The sequence below is a fragment of the Halothiobacillus sp. genome, assembly GCF_028710545.1.
In the GTDB taxonomy this organism is placed as follows: Bacteria; Pseudomonadota; Gammaproteobacteria; order Halothiobacillales; family Halothiobacillaceae; genus Halothiobacillus.
The window spans coordinates 1-16,751 of sequence record NZ_JAQTTX010000016.1; the positions used below are offsets into that span (position 1 = coordinate 1).

At 53.4% G+C, this 16,751-nt stretch carries 16 protein-coding genes; 3 read left to right on the top strand and 13 right to left on the bottom strand.

The window, feature by feature from the left end; genetic code table 11:
• Positions 1-28: 28 nt before the first annotated feature.
• Genes PHD44_RS04670 through truD form a run of 3 tightly spaced genes read left to right on the top strand, consistent with a single transcriptional unit; the run spans position 29 to position 2,677 of the window.
• Positions 29-511, top strand: a complete 483-nt coding sequence (locus PHD44_RS04670) for a DsrE family protein (protein ID WP_300188566.1) — start codon at positions 29-31, stop codon at positions 509-511.
• 37 nt (positions 512-548) lie between these two features.
• On the top strand, positions 549-1,592 hold the full coding sequence (gene pyrC / locus PHD44_RS04675; protein WP_300188568.1) for a dihydroorotase: 1,044 nt from the start codon (positions 549-551) through the stop codon (positions 1,590-1,592).
• Positions 1,589-2,677: a tRNA pseudouridine(13) synthase TruD gene (truD, locus tag PHD44_RS04680; protein WP_300188571.1), complete on the top strand. Its 1,089-nt coding sequence runs from the start codon at positions 1,589-1,591 to the stop codon at positions 2,675-2,677. Before pyrC ends, truD begins: the two co-directional genes overlap by 4 nt.
• Here the strand turns inward: truD and grxD are convergent.
• From grxD to truA, 13 genes are all read right to left on the bottom strand, one after another.
• The gene (grxD, locus tag PHD44_RS04685) at positions 2,668-3,003 is read right to left on the bottom strand and encodes a Grx4 family monothiol glutaredoxin (protein WP_300188574.1); all 336 of its coding nucleotides are present in this window, start codon (positions 3,001-3,003) and stop codon (positions 2,668-2,670) included. The two genes, truD and grxD, sit on opposite strands and share 10 nt — an antisense overlap.
• Before the next feature lie 214 nt (positions 3,004-3,217).
• Positions 3,218-4,846, bottom strand: coding sequence for a diguanylate cyclase (locus PHD44_RS04690; RefSeq protein WP_300188577.1), 1,629 nt, complete (start codon positions 4,844-4,846; stop codon positions 3,218-3,220).
• Between the two features lie 514 nt (positions 4,847-5,360).
• Positions 5,361-7,232, bottom strand: a complete 1,872-nt coding sequence (ilvD, locus tag PHD44_RS04695; RefSeq protein WP_300188580.1) for a dihydroxy-acid dehydratase — start codon at positions 7,230-7,232, stop codon at positions 5,361-5,363.
• A gap of 116 nt (positions 7,233-7,348) precedes the next feature.
• Positions 7,349-8,011: a L,D-transpeptidase gene (locus PHD44_RS04700; RefSeq protein ID WP_300188583.1), complete on the bottom strand. Its 663-nt coding sequence runs from the start codon at positions 8,009-8,011 to the stop codon at positions 7,349-7,351.
• On the bottom strand, positions 8,001-9,521 hold the full coding sequence (gene purF / locus PHD44_RS04705; protein ID WP_300188585.1) for an amidophosphoribosyltransferase: 1,521 nt from the start codon (positions 9,519-9,521) through the stop codon (positions 8,001-8,003). Before purF ends, PHD44_RS04700 begins: the two co-directional genes overlap by 11 nt.
• Positions 9,522-9,579: 58 nt before the next feature.
• The gene (locus tag PHD44_RS04710; protein WP_300188588.1) at positions 9,580-10,068 is read right to left on the bottom strand and encodes a CvpA family protein; all 489 of its coding nucleotides are present in this window, start codon (positions 10,066-10,068) and stop codon (positions 9,580-9,582) included.
• A 43-nt stretch (positions 10,069-10,111) separates the two neighbouring features.
• Complete coding sequence (locus PHD44_RS04715; protein ID WP_300188591.1) at positions 10,112-10,846, bottom strand: SPOR domain-containing protein; 735 nt, start codon at positions 10,844-10,846, stop codon at positions 10,112-10,114.
• Positions 10,839-12,128: a folylpolyglutamate synthase/dihydrofolate synthase family protein gene (locus tag PHD44_RS04720; RefSeq protein ID WP_300188594.1), complete on the bottom strand. Its 1,290-nt coding sequence runs from the start codon at positions 12,126-12,128 to the stop codon at positions 10,839-10,841. The genes PHD44_RS04715 and PHD44_RS04720 overlap by 8 nt, the downstream gene beginning before the upstream one ends.
• Before the next feature lie 11 nt (positions 12,129-12,139).
• A complete protein-coding gene (accD, locus tag PHD44_RS04725) occupies positions 12,140-13,012 on the bottom strand; it encodes an acetyl-CoA carboxylase, carboxyltransferase subunit beta (protein WP_300188596.1) in 873 nt (290 codons plus the stop codon).
• Between the two features lie 39 nt (positions 13,013-13,051).
• Entirely contained in the window at positions 13,052-13,882 is an 831-nt protein-coding gene (trpA, locus tag PHD44_RS04730; RefSeq protein WP_300188597.1) for a tryptophan synthase subunit alpha, read from the bottom strand.
• Complete coding sequence (gene trpB / locus PHD44_RS04735; protein ID WP_300188670.1) at positions 13,879-15,099, bottom strand: tryptophan synthase subunit beta; 1,221 nt, start codon at positions 15,097-15,099, stop codon at positions 13,879-13,881. Before trpB ends, trpA begins: the two co-directional genes overlap by 4 nt.
• A gap of 28 nt (positions 15,100-15,127) precedes the next feature.
• A complete protein-coding gene (locus tag PHD44_RS04740; protein WP_300188599.1) occupies positions 15,128-15,757 on the bottom strand; it encodes a phosphoribosylanthranilate isomerase in 630 nt (209 codons plus the stop codon).
• A 142-nt stretch (positions 15,758-15,899) separates the two neighbouring features.
• Positions 15,900-16,715: a tRNA pseudouridine(38-40) synthase TruA gene (gene truA / locus PHD44_RS04745; RefSeq protein WP_300188601.1), complete on the bottom strand. Its 816-nt coding sequence runs from the start codon at positions 16,713-16,715 to the stop codon at positions 15,900-15,902.
• Positions 16,716-16,751 lie beyond the last annotated feature (36 nt).

The window sequence follows — 16,751 nt, forward strand, 5'->3', positions numbered from 1 at the left end:
GTCAGAATGAAGTATCAGGAGTGTCAGTATGTCGGATATTCTTAAAAATCGTCGTCAGTTCATTACGGCGATGGCAGGCGCCAGTTCATTGGCCCTCGGCGTGAAAAGCGCACAGGCGGCTGATGAATTAAGATTCCCCGGAGACAAGCCCCAGCACCATCTTGTCTTTCAGTTGAATCAGGACGATACCGAGTACCAGACCCACATCCTCAACTCCATGAGCGCGCTGCTCACCGAGTTCGGCGGCAATATCCAATTGGCCGTAGTTGCCTTTTCCAAGGGCATCCACATTCTGGCCAAAGACCCGAAACGCCCGGTGGACAAGCTGATCTACGAGCGGGTTCAGGGCTTCGCAGAAAACTACGGCGTGCAATTTGTGGCCTGTGGCAACACCATGCACACCGTCGGCTACAAGGATAGCGATATGCGCTCCTTCGCCAAGATTCGCCAGGTCGGTGCCGCTGCACTGATGGAGTATCAGGAGCAAGGCTGGGCGTACATTGCATGGTAAATGGCCCACTTATTTTCTTTAAGACCGAAGCTCCCTTATGAATGAACTTGTGATCCGGCAACCGGACGATTGGCATGTACATCTGCGCGATGGTGCAATGCTTAAAGCAGTCGCACCATTTACCGCAAAACAATGCCATCGGGCGATCATCATGCCCAATTTGGTTCCGCCCGTGACAACAGTTGCCGAGGCCATGGCTTATCGAAACCGCATCTTGGCTGCCATTCCGGAAGGAATATCTTTCGAGCCGTTGATGACGCTGTATCTCACCGAGCAGACAACCGTTGAGGAACTGGCCGCCGCAGCTGCCTGCCCTTATGTTCATGCCGTCAAATTGTATCCGGCAGGGGCGACAACCAACTCGGACCGAGGTGTGCGTGATCCATTGAGCATCGATCACCTGTTGGGTGAATTGGCTCGTTCCGGTTTGCCCTTGCTGGTTCATGGCGAAGTGGTTGATCCGAACATCGATATTTTCGATCGTGAAGCGGTGTTCATAGACCGTGTACTTACCCCCATTCTGAATCGATTCCCTGATTTGCGACTGGTGATGGAGCACATCACGACAACCCAAGCGGTCGAGTTTGTCATGAGCCAATCGGAGCGGGTTGCGGCCACCATCACGGCACATCATTTGCTGTACAACCGCAATGCCATGCTTGTCGGCGGCATCCGGCCACACTATTACTGCTTGCCCATACTCAAGCGCGAAACGCATCGGCAATCCCTGCTGAATGCCGCCACGTCCGGTAATCCAAAATTCTTCATGGGTACCGATACGGCACCACACACGCAATCTAGCAAGGAATCTGCTTGTGGTTGTGCCGGTGCATTTACCGGTTACGCTGCTTTGGAGTTGTATGCCGAAGCATTTGATGAAGTAGGCAAATTGGATCAACTGGAGGCCTTTACCAGCCTGAATGGCCCGCTTTTTTACCGGCTGCCCATCAATGAAAAACGCGTACGGCTGACGCGAACCACCACACAAGTACCCGACAGCTTCCCTGTAGAAGACAATCAGCGCCTTGTGCCCTTACGCGCGGGTGAGTCAATCGCCTGGCGGTTCGAGCTGCTCGAATGAGTATCAGCTCCGGGCCACTGGATCAGTTGTCGTATCGCGACGCTCCGCCCATTCTGAAAGGGCAGTTGAAACAGTCTCCAGCAGACTTCCGCGTTGATGAAATCCTCGGATTTGAACCGGATGGAGAAGGCACTCACGGTCTGTTTCTGATCGAGAAAACGGGAATAACCACGGGGCAGATGCTGGGTGCGCTGTCCAAATTGTCCGGAATGGCTGAGAGAGACATCGGTTTTTGTGGCATGAAGGACAAACTCGCGGTTACCACTCAGTGGGTAAGCCTGCCTCTGATGCCATCCCATTCACCAGAGAACCCGCCGGACTGGATCGATGCATTACCAGATCACGTGGTAGTACTTCGCTGGAACCTGCATCGCAAGAAGTTGCGCCGTGGTAATCATAGAGGCAATCGTTTTTCGATAACGATTCGCAATGTGATCGGTGATGACCCGGAATTTGTGCAACGGCTGGACAGGTTAGAAGAGCAAGGTTTCCCCAACTACTTTGCCGAGCAGCGATTCGGGCACGCTGGCGGCAACTATGCGTTGCTCGAAAAGCTGGGACGATTATCGAACGCCCGTTCAATCAGTCGCGCTGATCGAAACTGGGGCATTTCGACGCTCAGAGCTGAAATCTTCAACCGGGTCTTGTCCGATCGTCTGTCCCGGAGTACGGAAGCCACCGCCAAAGCTGGCGATCTGGCTCGCCTTGCGGGCACGAATAGTTGGTTTTTGGTTGTTGATGAAGAATTGAACAACGCGCAGCAACGAATTGATATTAAAGATATTTGGCTCACGGGGCCACTTTGGGGCAAGGGGCCGAGTCCTGCCGGGGAGTGTGTTCAGGCCGAGGAAAACCGAATCGCGGCAGAGGTTTTGTCGCGTTATGGCGCTGAAAACTGGTCAAGCCATTTGCATGACTGGCGTGTTGATCATGACCGACGCGCTTTGATGGCACCGGTAACCGGTTTGCAGTGTGAAGAAAAGACAGAGGAGGGCGGCCGCATCCTCAATCTGTCGTTTGCGTTGGAATCAGGAAGCTATGCGACCGCTTTGCTTCGGGAGATTATCGAACTGACTCAGTCCTGATTACCTTCTTGAGCTTTAACGGCAGCTTCAACCAGAGGTTGCAACTCTCCACGCTCGAACATTTCCAACGTAATGTCGCAACCACCAATGAGTTCGCCATTCACATAAACTTGCGGAAATGTAGGCCAATCGCGGTAACGGGGTAGGTTTTCAAAGATCTCCGGGTCAGCCAATACATTGACATAGCCAAATGGCACCTGACAGGCCTTTAACGCTTCAGCTGTGCGGCTGGAGAAACCGCAGCTTGGAAACTGCGGTGTGCCTTTCATAAAAATAATAACGGGATTTTGTTTAACAAACTGGTCAATACGCTCAAGAACGTCCATAGATACCTCGGTGTGAAAATTTCTAAACATTGTAGACCCATGATAGGGGCATTGCGAATTCAGTCGGACTCTAAGGGAGCACTGATTTATTCAGTGCTTCCCGCTTGGGGCAGGATGCCCCAACACGAACAAGGACATAAGCCTTTGATTCGTGAGAGCCATCGCGGGCGTGTACCGCGATGAGCGAGCTGATTTATTCCAAGGATGGAATAAATCAGCATTTACCTAAGGTAGACGCGCCAAGCGCCTCTTCGCTACAAACAACCCGATTTCTACCATTTGCTTTGGCCACGTACAAATGCTGATCTGCCGCTTCAATCAAAGATGTCAGGTCAAGAAAGCGTGGAAAACTCGCAATACCGGCACTGAACGTGCAGAACAGGTTGCTGCCGTTCTCTGTAAGCGTGCCTGACTGACCGAATTGCACTCTAAGCCGATTGATCAAATGCGCGGCTGTTTGCTCGTCTGTGTTTGGCAGGGTGACCATAAATTCTTCGCCACCATAGCGTCCGACGCCATCGTACCGACGCAGCCGCGTATTCAACAGATTCGATAGCTTTCTGATGACGATGTCGCCCGCTTGGTGGCCATAGGTATCGTTCACATTCTTGAAATGATCGATATCAATCAGAACGACAGACAACTGCTGATTCTGGCGGTTAGCGCGATCGATTTCAGCCTCGACCAGATCCTTGATGGCGTTGTGGTTCAGCAAACCGGTCAGAGAATCGCTGCGCTTTTCAGCCATTGACTGGCGATAGCGCAAAGCTCGATAACGAACCATTTTCAGCAGATCGTCGATCGCAATCGTTTTATTGAGGAAATCGTCACCGCCTTGAATCTTGGCGTTCATGCGTCGGCGATCATTTTCCTCGGTCGACATGAATAAAATCGGCACATCGCGCAAACGAGGGTGCTCTCGAAAAATCTTCGCCAAATCGATTCCATCGATATCGGGCATATAAAGATCAAGCAGGATGATATCAGGCTGCATCTCGACCGCACTGCGATAGGCTTGCTCGGGCTTCGATTCAAAACGGAAATTGATGTTTTGCTTCTGGAAGTGCTTCCCCCAATAGACACCGGCAGTCACCATGTCATCAACCATAAGCACTTTCAGTGGCTTATCATCTTCATCCAAAATGCGAGATGATTGCAGTAACGTATTGAGACGACTCACATCCAGCGGCTCTGTAAGGAAATGCGAGACACCAGCCTTGGCGGCTGCGGCACGGATCTGAAAAGAGTCCTTGCTGGAAATCAGGAGCGATGTCTTATGCCGAAGTTCATTCTCGATCAACTGAAAGGGGATATCTAGGCTGGCTACAGACTCATCACCCTGAACCAGGAGCATAATCAATTCAGCCTCAGCTGCAAGTACTTTAACCTTGGCATGATCTACCGCCTGGGCATTGATTGTCCGAGGCGCAAACCCAGATCGAGACAAGGCGTCCCTCAATACATCGGAAGGTTCCTGGGTGCCGATAATCAAAGCAACGGGCAGGGCATCTCTATGAGAGATAAGGAGCATGTTCTTGATAATCCGATCAATGTGCCGAATCAGTCGAATCAGACGACTGAAATCCTCAGCGGGCGCAATCAATTCCTGCTGGATGGCGTGCAAAAGGCGATCCAAAGCATTTGCCAACTGCGGCTGACGAATTCGACGCGCATCCATGAGCATGTTCTCGGCCTGAACCAGCAAATCCACAAGACGGGTTTTGCGATGAGCAGAGGACTGGGAGAGAACGGATTCCATTGAAGCCGCCGCGAGCTCCCAATTCACTGGCTGTGCGTCCAGTCCGTCTGATGATGTTCTATGATCGAATGAATGTGTGTCCATCGTCGTCACCAATCCTTGATATTAGTTCAGCTCGAATTAATCGCGAGCCGCCATTTGACATGGTCGCTGCAATGATAATTACTATCTGGCGGGCTATCTGGCGGGTGATGAGAAGTTTACTTCGAAACGACGCAACGGAGTACGCCGATCATAAGAACCATACAAGAGGACCACTAAACTCACCGGCCCTATTTAACATAATATCTATTATGCGAAGCAGCAAATACGGCCACCAAAGGGCAAGCCGATGATACTTCGACACTTTCCACCGATTCGCCCGAGGCCGCTTCGTTCGCTGGCTGCAAAAGTGTCAAACCTGGCTTCAACGGTTCTGGCACGGTGTACGCCTTGCGGTTCGTTGATGCGGGCCTGTCACTTTCAGATGCCGCCCAAGGTTGGGCTTTTAACGTGTAGGAAAGCGACAGCCGCAACGTTTGCCGCGCGCTCGAGTTCCTTATTGTCATTCGAAGTAAATACACTCAGTCTGCACCTGATCTCCAACCGTATCCGACATTTAGAAATTCGAATGCACCTTGCTTGTAATCTGATCCAGGTCACGAACTGCACCGCGATCGGCTGAAGTGGTCATCAGTGCGTACGCTTTCAGCGCCTGACTGACGATCCGGTCGCGGTGCACGGGGTGCCACGCCAGTTCGCCGCGCTCATGCATTTTAATTCTGCGCGTAGCCAGTTCCGATTCATCCAACGCAACATTGATACTTCGGTTGGGGATATCAATCACGATGACATCACCTTCTTCTACGAGTGCAATGTCACCGCCTGCGGCAGCTTCTGGTGACGCATGGCCGATCGACAAACCAGATGTACCACCGGAAAAACGTCCGTCAGTGAGCAAAGCGCACTGTTTTCCAAGACCTTTGGACTTGAGGTAGCTGGTTGGGTACAGCATTTCCTGCATGCCTGGGCCACCTTTGGGGCCTTCATAACGGATAACAACCACATCACCGGCGACGATCTGATCTCCGAGAATCGCTTCAACAGCGGATTCCTGTGATTCGAACACGCGGGCGCGTCCGGTGAATTGCCAAATGGACTCATCAACACCCGCCGTTTTGACGATGCAGCCATCACGGGCAATATTCCCGAACAGGACAGCCAGACCACCCTCCCGACTATAGGCGTGCTCAATGCTGCGGATGCAACCCTTTTGACGATCTTCGTCCAGACTGGGCCAGCGTGTATCCTGGGAGAATGCCGTTTGCGTGGGAATACCCGCTGGTCCCGCTGCATAAAATGTCTTGACCGAGTCTTTTGCCGACGGACGTTTTATATCCCAGTCATCCAGCGCTGCGGCCATGCTCGCGCTGTGTACCGTTGGCAAATCGCTATTGAGCAGGCCAGCGCGGTCCAGCTCACCGAGAATACCCATAACACCGCCGGCACGATGTACATCTTCCATGTGATATTGCGGCGTACTGGGGGCAACTTTGCACAAATTTGGAATGCGACGACTCATCCGGTCGATATCACTCATGGTGAATTCGACCTTGGCCTCATTGGCGGCCGCCAACAGGTGCAAGACGGTATTCGTCGATCCACCCATGGCGATATCAAGCGCCATGGCGTTCTCGAATGCACCGAAACTGGCAATCGAGCGAGGCAAAACCGATTCGTCATCCTGCTCATAATATCGACGGGCAAGTTCAACAATCAGGCGCCCTGCACCCAGGAACAGTTCTTTTCTGTCCGCATGGGTGGCCAGCAGTGAGCCATTACCGGGAAGTGACAACCCCAAAGCTTCAGTCAAGCAATTCATGGAGTTGGCAGTGAACATGCCGGAACACGAACCGCAAGTTGGGCAGGCGGAACGTTCAATGGCTTCTACATCCGCATCGCTCACAGAATCGTCGGCTGCCTGAACCATCGCATCGACCAGATCCAGCTTGACTATTTCTCCAGCCAAACGGGTCTTACCCGCTTCCATCGGGCCACCCGAAACAAAGACAACGGGAATATTCAGACGCAATGCCGCATTGAGCATGCCCGGTGTGATTTTGTCGCAGTTTGAAATACAGACCAGCGCATCGGCGCAGTGTGCATTGACCATATACTCGACCGAATCGGCAATCAGATCGCGGGATGGCAGGCTGTAGAGCATGCCACCGTGACCCATGGCAATTCCATCATCTACCGCAATCGTGTTGAATTCCTTGGCCACACCGCCCGCTTTTTCAATTTCACGCGCAACCAGTTGCCCCATATCTTTCAGATGCACGTGCCCCGGAACGAACTGCGTGAACGAATTGGCGATTGCAATGATGGGTTTGCCGAAATCGCCTTCTTTCATGCCGGTGGCGCGCCACAGGGCTCGGGCACCTGCCATATTGCGGCCATGCGTTGTCGTACGGGAACGGTAAGCGGGCATGGATTCCTCCTGGGAATGAATTGGTTTATTTAAGGAATCTTTGACTTAATTTGAGATTCCGTGCGGCACAAGGACGTGCCGCCCTCTGAAAATTCCAGGATGGAATTATTCAGAGCTTACTTAATAATATCAACCAGCGTGCCGACCGGCACCTGATTGAATAATTCAATCACTTGTGTGTTGTTCATGCGAATACAACCATGAGACTCGGGGCGGCCGATCAACCCTTCCTCCGGTGTGCCGTGAATATAAATATAGCGCGCGTGGGAATCCACGCCCTTCCCTTCGTTGACGCCCGGTTGCATGCCCTGGAGCCACATGATGCGCGTGGTTACATCATCACCATCGCCCTTGATGGGCTTGGTTTGTATGGCTGCCAATTTACCTGTCGGCTGGCGCGCCTTGAATATCATGCCGATGGGTTCGCCATCACCGAATTTTTCGGCAATTCGATGAAGCCCCAATGGGGTTCGGTTGCTGCCCTCTGCCGAACCGACACCCACAGCCGAGGTTGAAACGGGAAATTCAAATTTGAGTTGATTGCGTTCGAACAGATATAGCCTCTGATCTGATGCGTCAACAATGATGAAAGGCGCATCCCCTGCCCCACTGCTCATCAGCAGACCATGCACATGGTTTTGTGCTGTAACAACCGAAGAGGGAATTACTGCGGTACTTGGATTCATTGCCTGAGCCTGTGCGTCGAAGCCAGCAGTTAATAGAAGCAAACCCGCAAGCAACACGCGTTGCAGCGCACGACTAAACCGATCACTGAACATTGTATAAACCTACGGCAACAATATCTCTGGATTTCTGGCTCGTTGGATTCTTGGAATGATCACTGCGACGGCTGGACAGTAAATCAAGATACTTCTGATCGATATCGCCGGTGATGTAATCGCCGGTGAAGCAGGAGCAATCGAATGATTTCAATGAAGGATTACCCGCTCGAACCGATTCGATCAGATCATCAAGATCCTGATAAATAAGATAATCTGCCCCAATAGCCTGGCGAATCTGTTCTATATCTCGATCATGGGCTACAAATTCACTCGCGGTCGGCATGTCGATTCCATATACATTGGGGTATCGAACCGGCGGCGCAGCAGAAGCCAGATACACCTTGTTTGCACCCGCTTCGCGCGCCATGCGGATGATCTCGCTCGAGGTGGTGCCACGGACGATCGAATCATCGACAAGCAGCACGTTTTTACCCCGGAACTCGAGATCGATGGCGTTGAGCTTCTGGCGGACGGAACGCTTGCGCATTTCCTGCCCCGGCATGATGAAGGTGCGCGCGATATAGCGATTCTTGACGAAACCTTCGCGATATTTGAGATTCAAGTTGAATGCAATCTCAAGGGCGGCAGTCCGGCTGGTATCGGGGATGGGAATCACGACATCGATATCGTGGTTTGGCCATTCGCGCAGGATTTTGGCTGCCAGTTTTTCACCCATGCGCATCCGGGCGCGGTATACGGAGACGTCATCTATGATGGAATCCGGGCGGGCAAGATAAACGAATTCAAAAATGCACGGTGTGTATTGCGAGTGCTCTGCGCACTGCTTGAAACTCACCTCCCCTTCCGGGCTGATGAAGATGGCCTCACCGGGTGCCAGATCACGGACCAATTCAAAGTCGCTCGCTTCAATTGCCACTGACTCGGAGGCGATCATGTATTCGGTCTTTCCCGATTCATGCTTGCGTTGGCCGTAACATACGGGGCGAATCCCCCAAGGGTCACGGAATGCAAAAATACCGCGCCCCGCAATCAGGCCGATAACGGCATAAGCGCCCTTGGCTCGTCGGTGTACACCGCTTATGGCGGAAAACACATCTTCGACCTTGGGCTCATCACCTGCTACCGCAGAGAGTTCATGTGCGAACACATTCAGCAGGACTTCAGAATCGGAGTTGGTATTGATATGCCGGTGATCGGTCTTTTGCACCGATGCCCGCAACTCGTCTACATTGGTCAAGTTACCGTTGTGGCCGAGTGCAATCCCAAAAGGCGCATTCACATAAAACGGCTGCGCTTCTGCGGATGAATCACAACCTGCTGTCGGGTAGCGCACATGTCCGATACCCATATGACCATGCAACTGACGCATGTGACGGGTATGGAACACATCTTTGACGAGGCCATTTTCCTTGCGCAAGAAGAGCCGATCCGATTCACAGGTCAGAATGCCAGCGGCGTCCTGTCCCCGATGCTGCAGCAGCGTCAAGCCATCAAACAACATCTGATTTACTGGACCATTGGCCACGATTCCGATAATGCCACACATGAATGATCAACCCCGATAGAAAAATTTAGCGTCAAGACGCACTATTTAAATCAATGCGTTACGACTGAAAATGTTGTGCAATGTCGGCAGGCAGCAATGCCAGAATCCAGTCAGATACGATCTGGAATTGTGGAACAAGCACTGAAGACTGCCACCAACTCTCCTTCGGCATGGCGGTCAAATGCGCGAGCAATACCAGGATGGCAATGATGAAAACACCCCGAGCCAATCCAAAAACCATACCGACAGAGCGATCCGTGCCACTTAATCCCGTTTTATTGACGGCGGTAGAAACCGCCCAGTTAATGATTCCGCCAATAATCAGCACCAGAACGAACAAGGCAAGGAAGGCAAGTGCCACTCGGGCGGAAGGAATATCCACTGCCTGCGGAATATAGGCAGAGGCAGGTTGAGAAAACCCAAGCGCGATACCGAAAGCCGCAATCCAGGTCAACAGGGAAAGAACTTCCTTGACGAAACCACGCACCAGAGAAATCAGGGTGGAAACCAGTACGACGGCAACGATGACCCAATCAAGAACAACCATAAATTACCTATCCATTCAGAAAATCAGCTCAAAAGGCCGCAGACTACTTTGGCATTACCAAGCCATCACGACCCAGTTTTTCACGGAGCTGTGTGGTTGCCTTAACCGCCGATTCGCGACTTGCGTAGGGCCCAACCCGCACCCGCCATACCGTCCCCTTCTTGGCGAAAAGCGGGGTAATTTCCACCTTGAAACCTGATTCAGAAACGGATCGTGCCAATGCCTTGGCATTGAGCTCATCCGAGAAACTACCCAATTGGACTACCCACAACTGATTACCGGCAACCGCAGCAGGGCTGGGCGCTGCGGGTTTATCGGTATTGGGCGCAGGTGTTTTGTCAACTGGCGTTGCCGGCGCCACCGGTGCCGGAGCCGTGGGCTTTTTGGGAGGATCGCCTTGAACAGATGCTTCTGGCGTTTGCTTTGTTGAGGTCGGCGCAGTCGATTCCGCAGAAGTCGCGGGAACCTTGGACGGCTGTTGTGCTACACCAGAGGATGCCTGCGTGTCCGCTGGCTTCGGCTCTGTCTCTGGAACAGGTGAAGCGGGCGGATTTTCCAGAATCTGCTGCTGGGCAGGCGGTGGCGTAGGAATAGTAATTTGCGCAGGCTGAGAAATGGTTGGTGCTTTCGGCACGGGCTGCACACTGGGTGTTTTCAGTCCGCCACCATCCAGCCACAAAGGCAGAAGCAACACGGCCAGAGCCAGCACGACCAAACCACCCACAAGCCGTTGCCTGAGTCGATTCGTGGATTTGGGCTGTTGTTCATGTTCAGACAAGATGCGCACCTGATTGACTCAAAACGTGTCTTATGGCGCTTACGGTATAAAACGAACCGAAAGCAATAATCTGATCGCCGACTGCACTTTGTGCGAAGGCGGCATTATACGCGCTTGTGATACTCGTTTCACGGATTAGGGGTTGTTCGAGCGCGGATGACAGCCTGGCGACCGATGCACTGCGAACAGAATCGAGCCTTCCGGCATACCAGTCATCGAATTCTGGGCGACAAAGTGAGGCCATCGCTTCTATCGGCTTATCATCAAGCGCACCAAAAACGGCAAACCGTTTTGATGGCGTGGCCACGGCATGCAGGTTATCGAGCAGGGCTCTGACAGACTCCAGATTGTGCGCCACATCGAGTATGACCAGACGCCCTTCGTGCAACCATTGCTCAAACCGCCCCGGATTCTTTGCAGACCGAAGCCCTTCTTCAATCGAAGACGAGCTGATACCAAGGGGGCTTTCGGGATGTTGTAGCAAGGCAACAACCCCTGCCGCGTTATCGACCTGAGCACGACCGAACATACCCGGCAGTGGCCAGTAGGAAGTGTGATTGCCCAGCACTAGCCGCCATCCCGTGGCATCAGCTTCGACCATAAAGTCCCTTCCTCGAACGAGCAAAGGGCAACCGATGGCTCTCGCATGTTCGATAACGGACTCAATCGGGTCGGGATCGGCATAGACCGCCGCCCGCCCTGCTCGCAGCACACCCGCTTTCTCGTAGCCGATTTGCGAGCGTGTATCGCCCAAATAAGCTTGATGGTCGAGTCCTATGTTTGTGATCAAAGCAAGATCAGCATCCAGAATATTGACCGCATCAAGACGCCCACCCAGACCAACCTCCAGTATCCATATATCCAGATTGGCAGAGCAGAACGCAAGGAAGGCGGCCAGCGTGGCCCACTCGTAGTAGGTAAGCGCCGCGGAACCCTCCGTGGCTGCGAGCTGGTGCATGGCGTCAACCAGTTGATGGTCTGTAATGTCTGCACCCATGAGGCGGATGCGCTCGTTGAAGCGCTCGATATGCGGGGATGTGTAGGCGCCGACGCGATAGCCTTCCGCCAGCAAAATGGCTTCGAGCAGGGCAACGGAAGAACCTTTGCCATTCGTGCCGGCGACGGTTATCACCTTCGGCACAACCAGATTGCCTTCCAGTTTGAGTGTTCGCCAGACTTCGGCGACTCGATTGAGCCCCAGCTCGATCCGTGCGGGATTTCTCGCCTCAAGCCACGACAACCACTCAGCTAAAGGCGCCTTTGGGGCGGGGGCAGGATTCACTGATGATGACGTCAGGCTTTGGCGACTGGCGCGTCACGATGCTGCATGATGGCGACCAGATCAGCGATTTTTTCCTTGAGTTGCTGCCTTGGAACGATCAGGTCGATCGCACCGTGCGCCAACAGGAACTCGCTGCGCTGGAATCCGTCAGGCAGTTTTTCACGCACGGTTTGTGCAATAACCCGCGGTCCTGCGAAACCAATCAGTGCGTTCGGTTCGGCGATTTGAATGTCGCCCAGCATCGCCAGGGATGCGGAAACGCCCCCCATGGTCGGATCGGTCAATACCACGATATAGGGTAAACCTTCCTTGCTGAGCCGGGTCAGTGCAGCCGAAGTTTTTGCCATCTGCATCAATGAAAACAGTGCTTCCTGCATTCGTGCGCCACCGGAGGCTGTAAAGCACACAAGCGCAGTTTTTTGCTCGATTGCAGTCTGAACAGCCCGGACGAATTTTTCGCCAACCACAGAACCCATCGATCCGCCCATGAAGGCGAAATTGAATCCAGCTACCACAACGGGCAATTCATTCAGCCGACCGCGCATCACAATCAGCGCGTCCTGCTCTCCGGTCGCTTTCTGGCTAGCAGAGATACGGTCGCGATATTTTTTCTGATCACGGAATTTGAGCATATCCACAGGAGAGATATTGGCGAACAGTTCTTCTCGTCCCGCTTCGTCCAGAAAATGATCCAGACGTTCCCGCATGGGAATCCGCATATGATGTCCGCACTTCGGGCATACCTGCTGGTTCCGCTTGAGCTCATCGCGGTACAGCACGGCATCACAGCCTTCGCACTTGATCCATAGTCCTTCCGGTACACCGCGTTTTTCTGCGCTTTGGATACGAATACGTGATGGCAATAATTTTTCCAGCCAGCTCATAGTCTTTGCCTCAAGTTCAGTCCATTCACCAAACTGTTGTTAATTTTGAGTTTTTTTATCAAGCGCAATCCGAATCTGCGCCATGAAATCCTGGAGTTTCTGGCGGAGCGTGGCCCAATTATCCGTGTTGGTAACGGCTGCGGAATCAGCGATCAATTGCACCAACGCACTGCCAATAATCACGGCATCGGCCACTTTGCCGACAGCGGCAGCCGTTTCTGCATTTCTGATACCAAACCCAACGCCAACAGGAAGGCCGCAATCGCTGCGGATTTCCTGCAATCGACTGGCCAACGCATCGGTATCCAGGTTGCTGGCACCGGTTACACCCTTGAGTGAAACATAATAAATAAAGCCACTAGCCACTTTCGCGATGTGACGCACGCGTTCGGCATGGGTCGTCGGCGCAATCAGAAAAATGGGATCGATGCCAACGGCACGATAGGCCTTGGAAGCGGGCTCGGCTTCCTCTGGAGGCAAATCGACTGTCAACACGCCATCGAGCCCGGCCGCTTGTGCCAGCTCGGCAAAACGATCCGTTCCCATGGCCTCAATCGGGTTCTGGTACCCCATCAGAATGACCGGTGTCTTTAGATTGGTCTCGCGGAATGATTTGACCATATCAAGGACATGGATCAGACCCACATGGTGCGCCAATGCGCGCTCATGCGCTGCGGCAATCACCGGGCCGTCGGCCATCGGGTCGGAAAATGGAACACCAAGCTCGATCATGTCAGCACCACCTTCGACCAGGGCGTGCATGATGCCGACCGTGGCATCAGGATGGGGATCGCCCGCGGTGATGTACGGGATCAGAGCGGTACGGTTTTGCTGCCGCAGTTGTTCAAATAACGGACTGATACGGCTCATAGGTTGATCCCTTCCATCTTGGCCACGGTATTGATGTCTTTGTCACCACGACCGGACAAATTCACCAGAATGATTTTGTCCTTGCCGTATTGGGGGGCAAGTTTTTTGGCATAAGCAACGGCATGTGCAGATTCTAACGCTGGAATGATTCCCTCATAACGCATGACATCATGGAACGCGCTCATGGCTTCGGCGTCTGTGATCGCGTCATAGGTCACCCGCCCAAGATCCTTGAGCCAGCTGTGTTCCGGCCCCACGCCCGGATAATCCAAACCTGCGGAAATGGAGTGTGTACCGATGATTTGGCCATTCTCGTCTTCCATGAGATAGGTGCGATTACCGTGCAGCACACCGGGGCGTCCCGCCGTCAACGGCGCCGCATGACGACCGGTTGCTACACCGTCACCCCCCGCTTCCGCGCCATAAAGAGCCACATCCTTATCGTTGAGGAAGGCGTGGAAGATACCGATGGCGTTCGAGCCACCGCCAACACAAGCAACGATGGCGTCCGGCAAACGTCCGGTTTTCTCAAGCATCTGTGCACGCGCTTCTTTGCCGATAACTGACTGGAAATCCCGAACCATCTGCGGGTAGGGGTGCGGCCCTGCCACGGTGCCGATAATGTAGAACGTGTTATCGACATTCGTAACCCAGTCACGCATGGCTTCGTTCAACGCATCCTTAAGTGTGCGGGTGCCTGATTCGACAGGAACCACCTTCGCGCCCAGTAATTTCATACGGAAAACGTTGGGCTGCTGACGGGCGACATCCTCTGAGCCCATATACACCACACACTCAAGGCCAAGGCGTGCAGCTACCGTCGCAGTGGCTACCCCATGCTGACCGGCGCCGGTTTCCGCGATGATGCGCGTTTTACCCAGCCGTTTGGCGAGCAGTGCCTGACCAATCGCGTTGTTGATCTTGTGTGCACCGGTGTGGTTCAAGTCTTCTCGCTTCAACCAGATTTGCGCACCGTACGCCTCACTCATGCGTGCGGCGTAATACATGGCCGAAGGGCGGCCAACATAATCTCTCAGGTCGGTTTCAAATTCACGGATTAATTCGGGGTCGTTACGAAATTTCGCATACGCATCCTGAAGTTCCTGAATCGCTTCCATCAGTGTTTCCGCGACGTACTTGCCGCCAAACTCACCAAAGCGACCATGCTCGTCCGGATATTGTGCGAAATTGAAGGTAGCTGCATCAAAGGCCGCTATGGTTGGGTTGATTTTTCGATTTTCGGGGTTATCCAATTGGGTTCACCTTGTTCATAAATTCCTGAATTTTTTTAGCTGACTTGATGCCGGGTGCTGTTTCAACGCCGCTGGAAACATCAACCGCGTAAGGCTGCAAGCTCTTGATCGCTTCGCCTATGTTGGTGGCATCAAGCCCTCCTGCCAATATGAAAGGTACCGATGGATATTGGCCTTGCGGCCAATGTTGCCAATCGAAACGCGTGCCTGTGCCGCCCAGTGCGCCGGTGGCATGGCTATCCAGCAGAAAACCACGCGCTGTCGCGTGATCTGCCAATGCATGGCCAAGCAAATCACTTGATGGATCGACAAACAAATCCGTGCCGAGCGCCTTGATATACGGGCGGCCAAACTGACGGCAGTACGCACCGGTTTCATGTCCATGGAATTGCAGCAGGTCGGGCGAGAGCTTGCTGATGACGGTCTCGACCAGCGACTCGTCGGCATCCAGGAAAAGTGCTACCGATTGCACGAACGGCGGTACACGATCGAATAACGCCAAAGCCGCTTCAGGCGCGAGATTCCGCTTGCTTGCAGGCACAAACACGAACCCGACCGCATCCGCACCATACTGAACGGCCGCATCCACATCCTCCGTCCGAGTCAACCCGCAAATTTTCACCCGCGTACGCTCCTGCCGAACGAAAGAGGCGTCCTCTGCAAAGCGAGCTGATCTAGTGCTCGATTGAGCCGTCGGTATGGATAGGGCCATCTTAAGGGCCATGGGGAAATTAATCCTCAATACGTCAATTAAAGGCAGGATTCTAGCAGCAACCCGACTGCATTTCGCAGCTAGAGGCCCAAAATACCGGTTTTGACCCGGCTTGCTTGATGCCAAACGAATCGGGATAACGAACATTGACCAGATACAGTCCATCCGCGGGCGCTGTCATACCCGCGGCCGAACGATGCTTGGCCAGAAGAATATCCCGAAGCGAATCAGCGGGCTGCTCCCCTGCCCCCACCGGCAACAGCGTGCCCACAATAGTGCGCACCATGTGATGCAGGAAGGCGTTGGCTGTAATGTCCATATAAACGTATTCGCCCTGACGACGAAAACTTAAGGATTCAATATGGCGCACAGGGCTGACGGATTGACAATCCTTCGCACGGAAGCTGCTGAAATCATGCTCACCCAGTAAATATTGACCTGCCTCGTGCATGGCACCCTCATCGAGCGAACCGCGCCACCACGTGACCCGTCCGCGTTGCAGTGCAGAGCGCGTCATTCGATTCAAGATAATGTAGCGATAGCTACGTGCGGTTGCACTGAATCGGGCATGAAACTCAGAATCAACAACCTGGGCAGACAAGATGCTGATGTCTGACGGCAGAGCCTGGGTGACACCGAGCAGCCATGCCCGCTCGGAACGAATCGCCTCTGTATCAAAGTGAACAACCTGATGGCTGGCATGCACACCCGCATCGGTTCGCCCGGCACAGACCACTTCCACAGGCGAATCGGCCACGCGAGACAACGCGGTTTCAAGTCGCGCCTGAACTGAGTCAACCTCCGATTGGCGCTGCCAACCATGATAGCGGGATCCGTCATATTCAAGGGTAAGTGCGATGCGAGGCATGGTATTTTCAGCATGGTTTGATACGTTTAATAGCGC

Excerpts from the sequence above, each read along its gene's own strand:
- PHD44_RS04670 (WP_300188566.1), top strand. The coding sequence starts at position 29 with ATGTCGGATATTCTTAAAAATCGTCGTCAGTTCATTACGGCGATGGCA.
- purF (WP_300188585.1), bottom strand. The coding sequence starts at position 9,521 with ATGTGTGGCATTATCGGAATCGTGGCCAATGGTCCAGTAAATCAGATG.
- PHD44_RS04690 (WP_300188577.1), bottom strand. The coding sequence starts at position 4,846 with ATGGACACACATTCATTCGATCATAGAACATCATCAGACGGACTGGAC.
- ilvD (WP_300188580.1), bottom strand. The coding sequence starts at position 7,232 with ATGCCCGCTTACCGTTCCCGTACGACAACGCATGGCCGCAATATGGCA.
- truD (WP_300188571.1), top strand. The coding sequence starts at position 1,589 with ATGAGTATCAGCTCCGGGCCACTGGATCAGTTGTCGTATCGCGACGCT.
- PHD44_RS04700 (WP_300188583.1), bottom strand. The coding sequence starts at position 8,011 with ATGTTCAGTGATCGGTTTAGTCGTGCGCTGCAACGCGTGTTGCTTGCG.
- pyrC (WP_300188568.1), top strand. The coding sequence starts at position 549 with ATGAATGAACTTGTGATCCGGCAACCGGACGATTGGCATGTACATCTG.
- PHD44_RS04710 (WP_300188588.1), bottom strand. The coding sequence starts at position 10,068 with ATGGTTGTTCTTGATTGGGTCATCGTTGCCGTCGTACTGGTTTCCACC.
- trpA (WP_300188597.1), bottom strand. The coding sequence starts at position 13,882 with ATGAGCCGTATCAGTCCGTTATTTGAACAACTGCGGCAGCAAAACCGT.
- truA (WP_300188601.1), bottom strand. The coding sequence starts at position 16,715 with ATGCCTCGCATCGCACTTACCCTTGAATATGACGGATCCCGCTATCAT.
- grxD (WP_300188574.1), bottom strand. The coding sequence starts at position 3,003 with ATGGACGTTCTTGAGCGTATTGACCAGTTTGTTAAACAAAATCCCGTT.
- accD (WP_300188596.1), bottom strand. The coding sequence starts at position 13,012 with ATGAGCTGGCTGGAAAAATTATTGCCATCACGTATTCGTATCCAAAGC.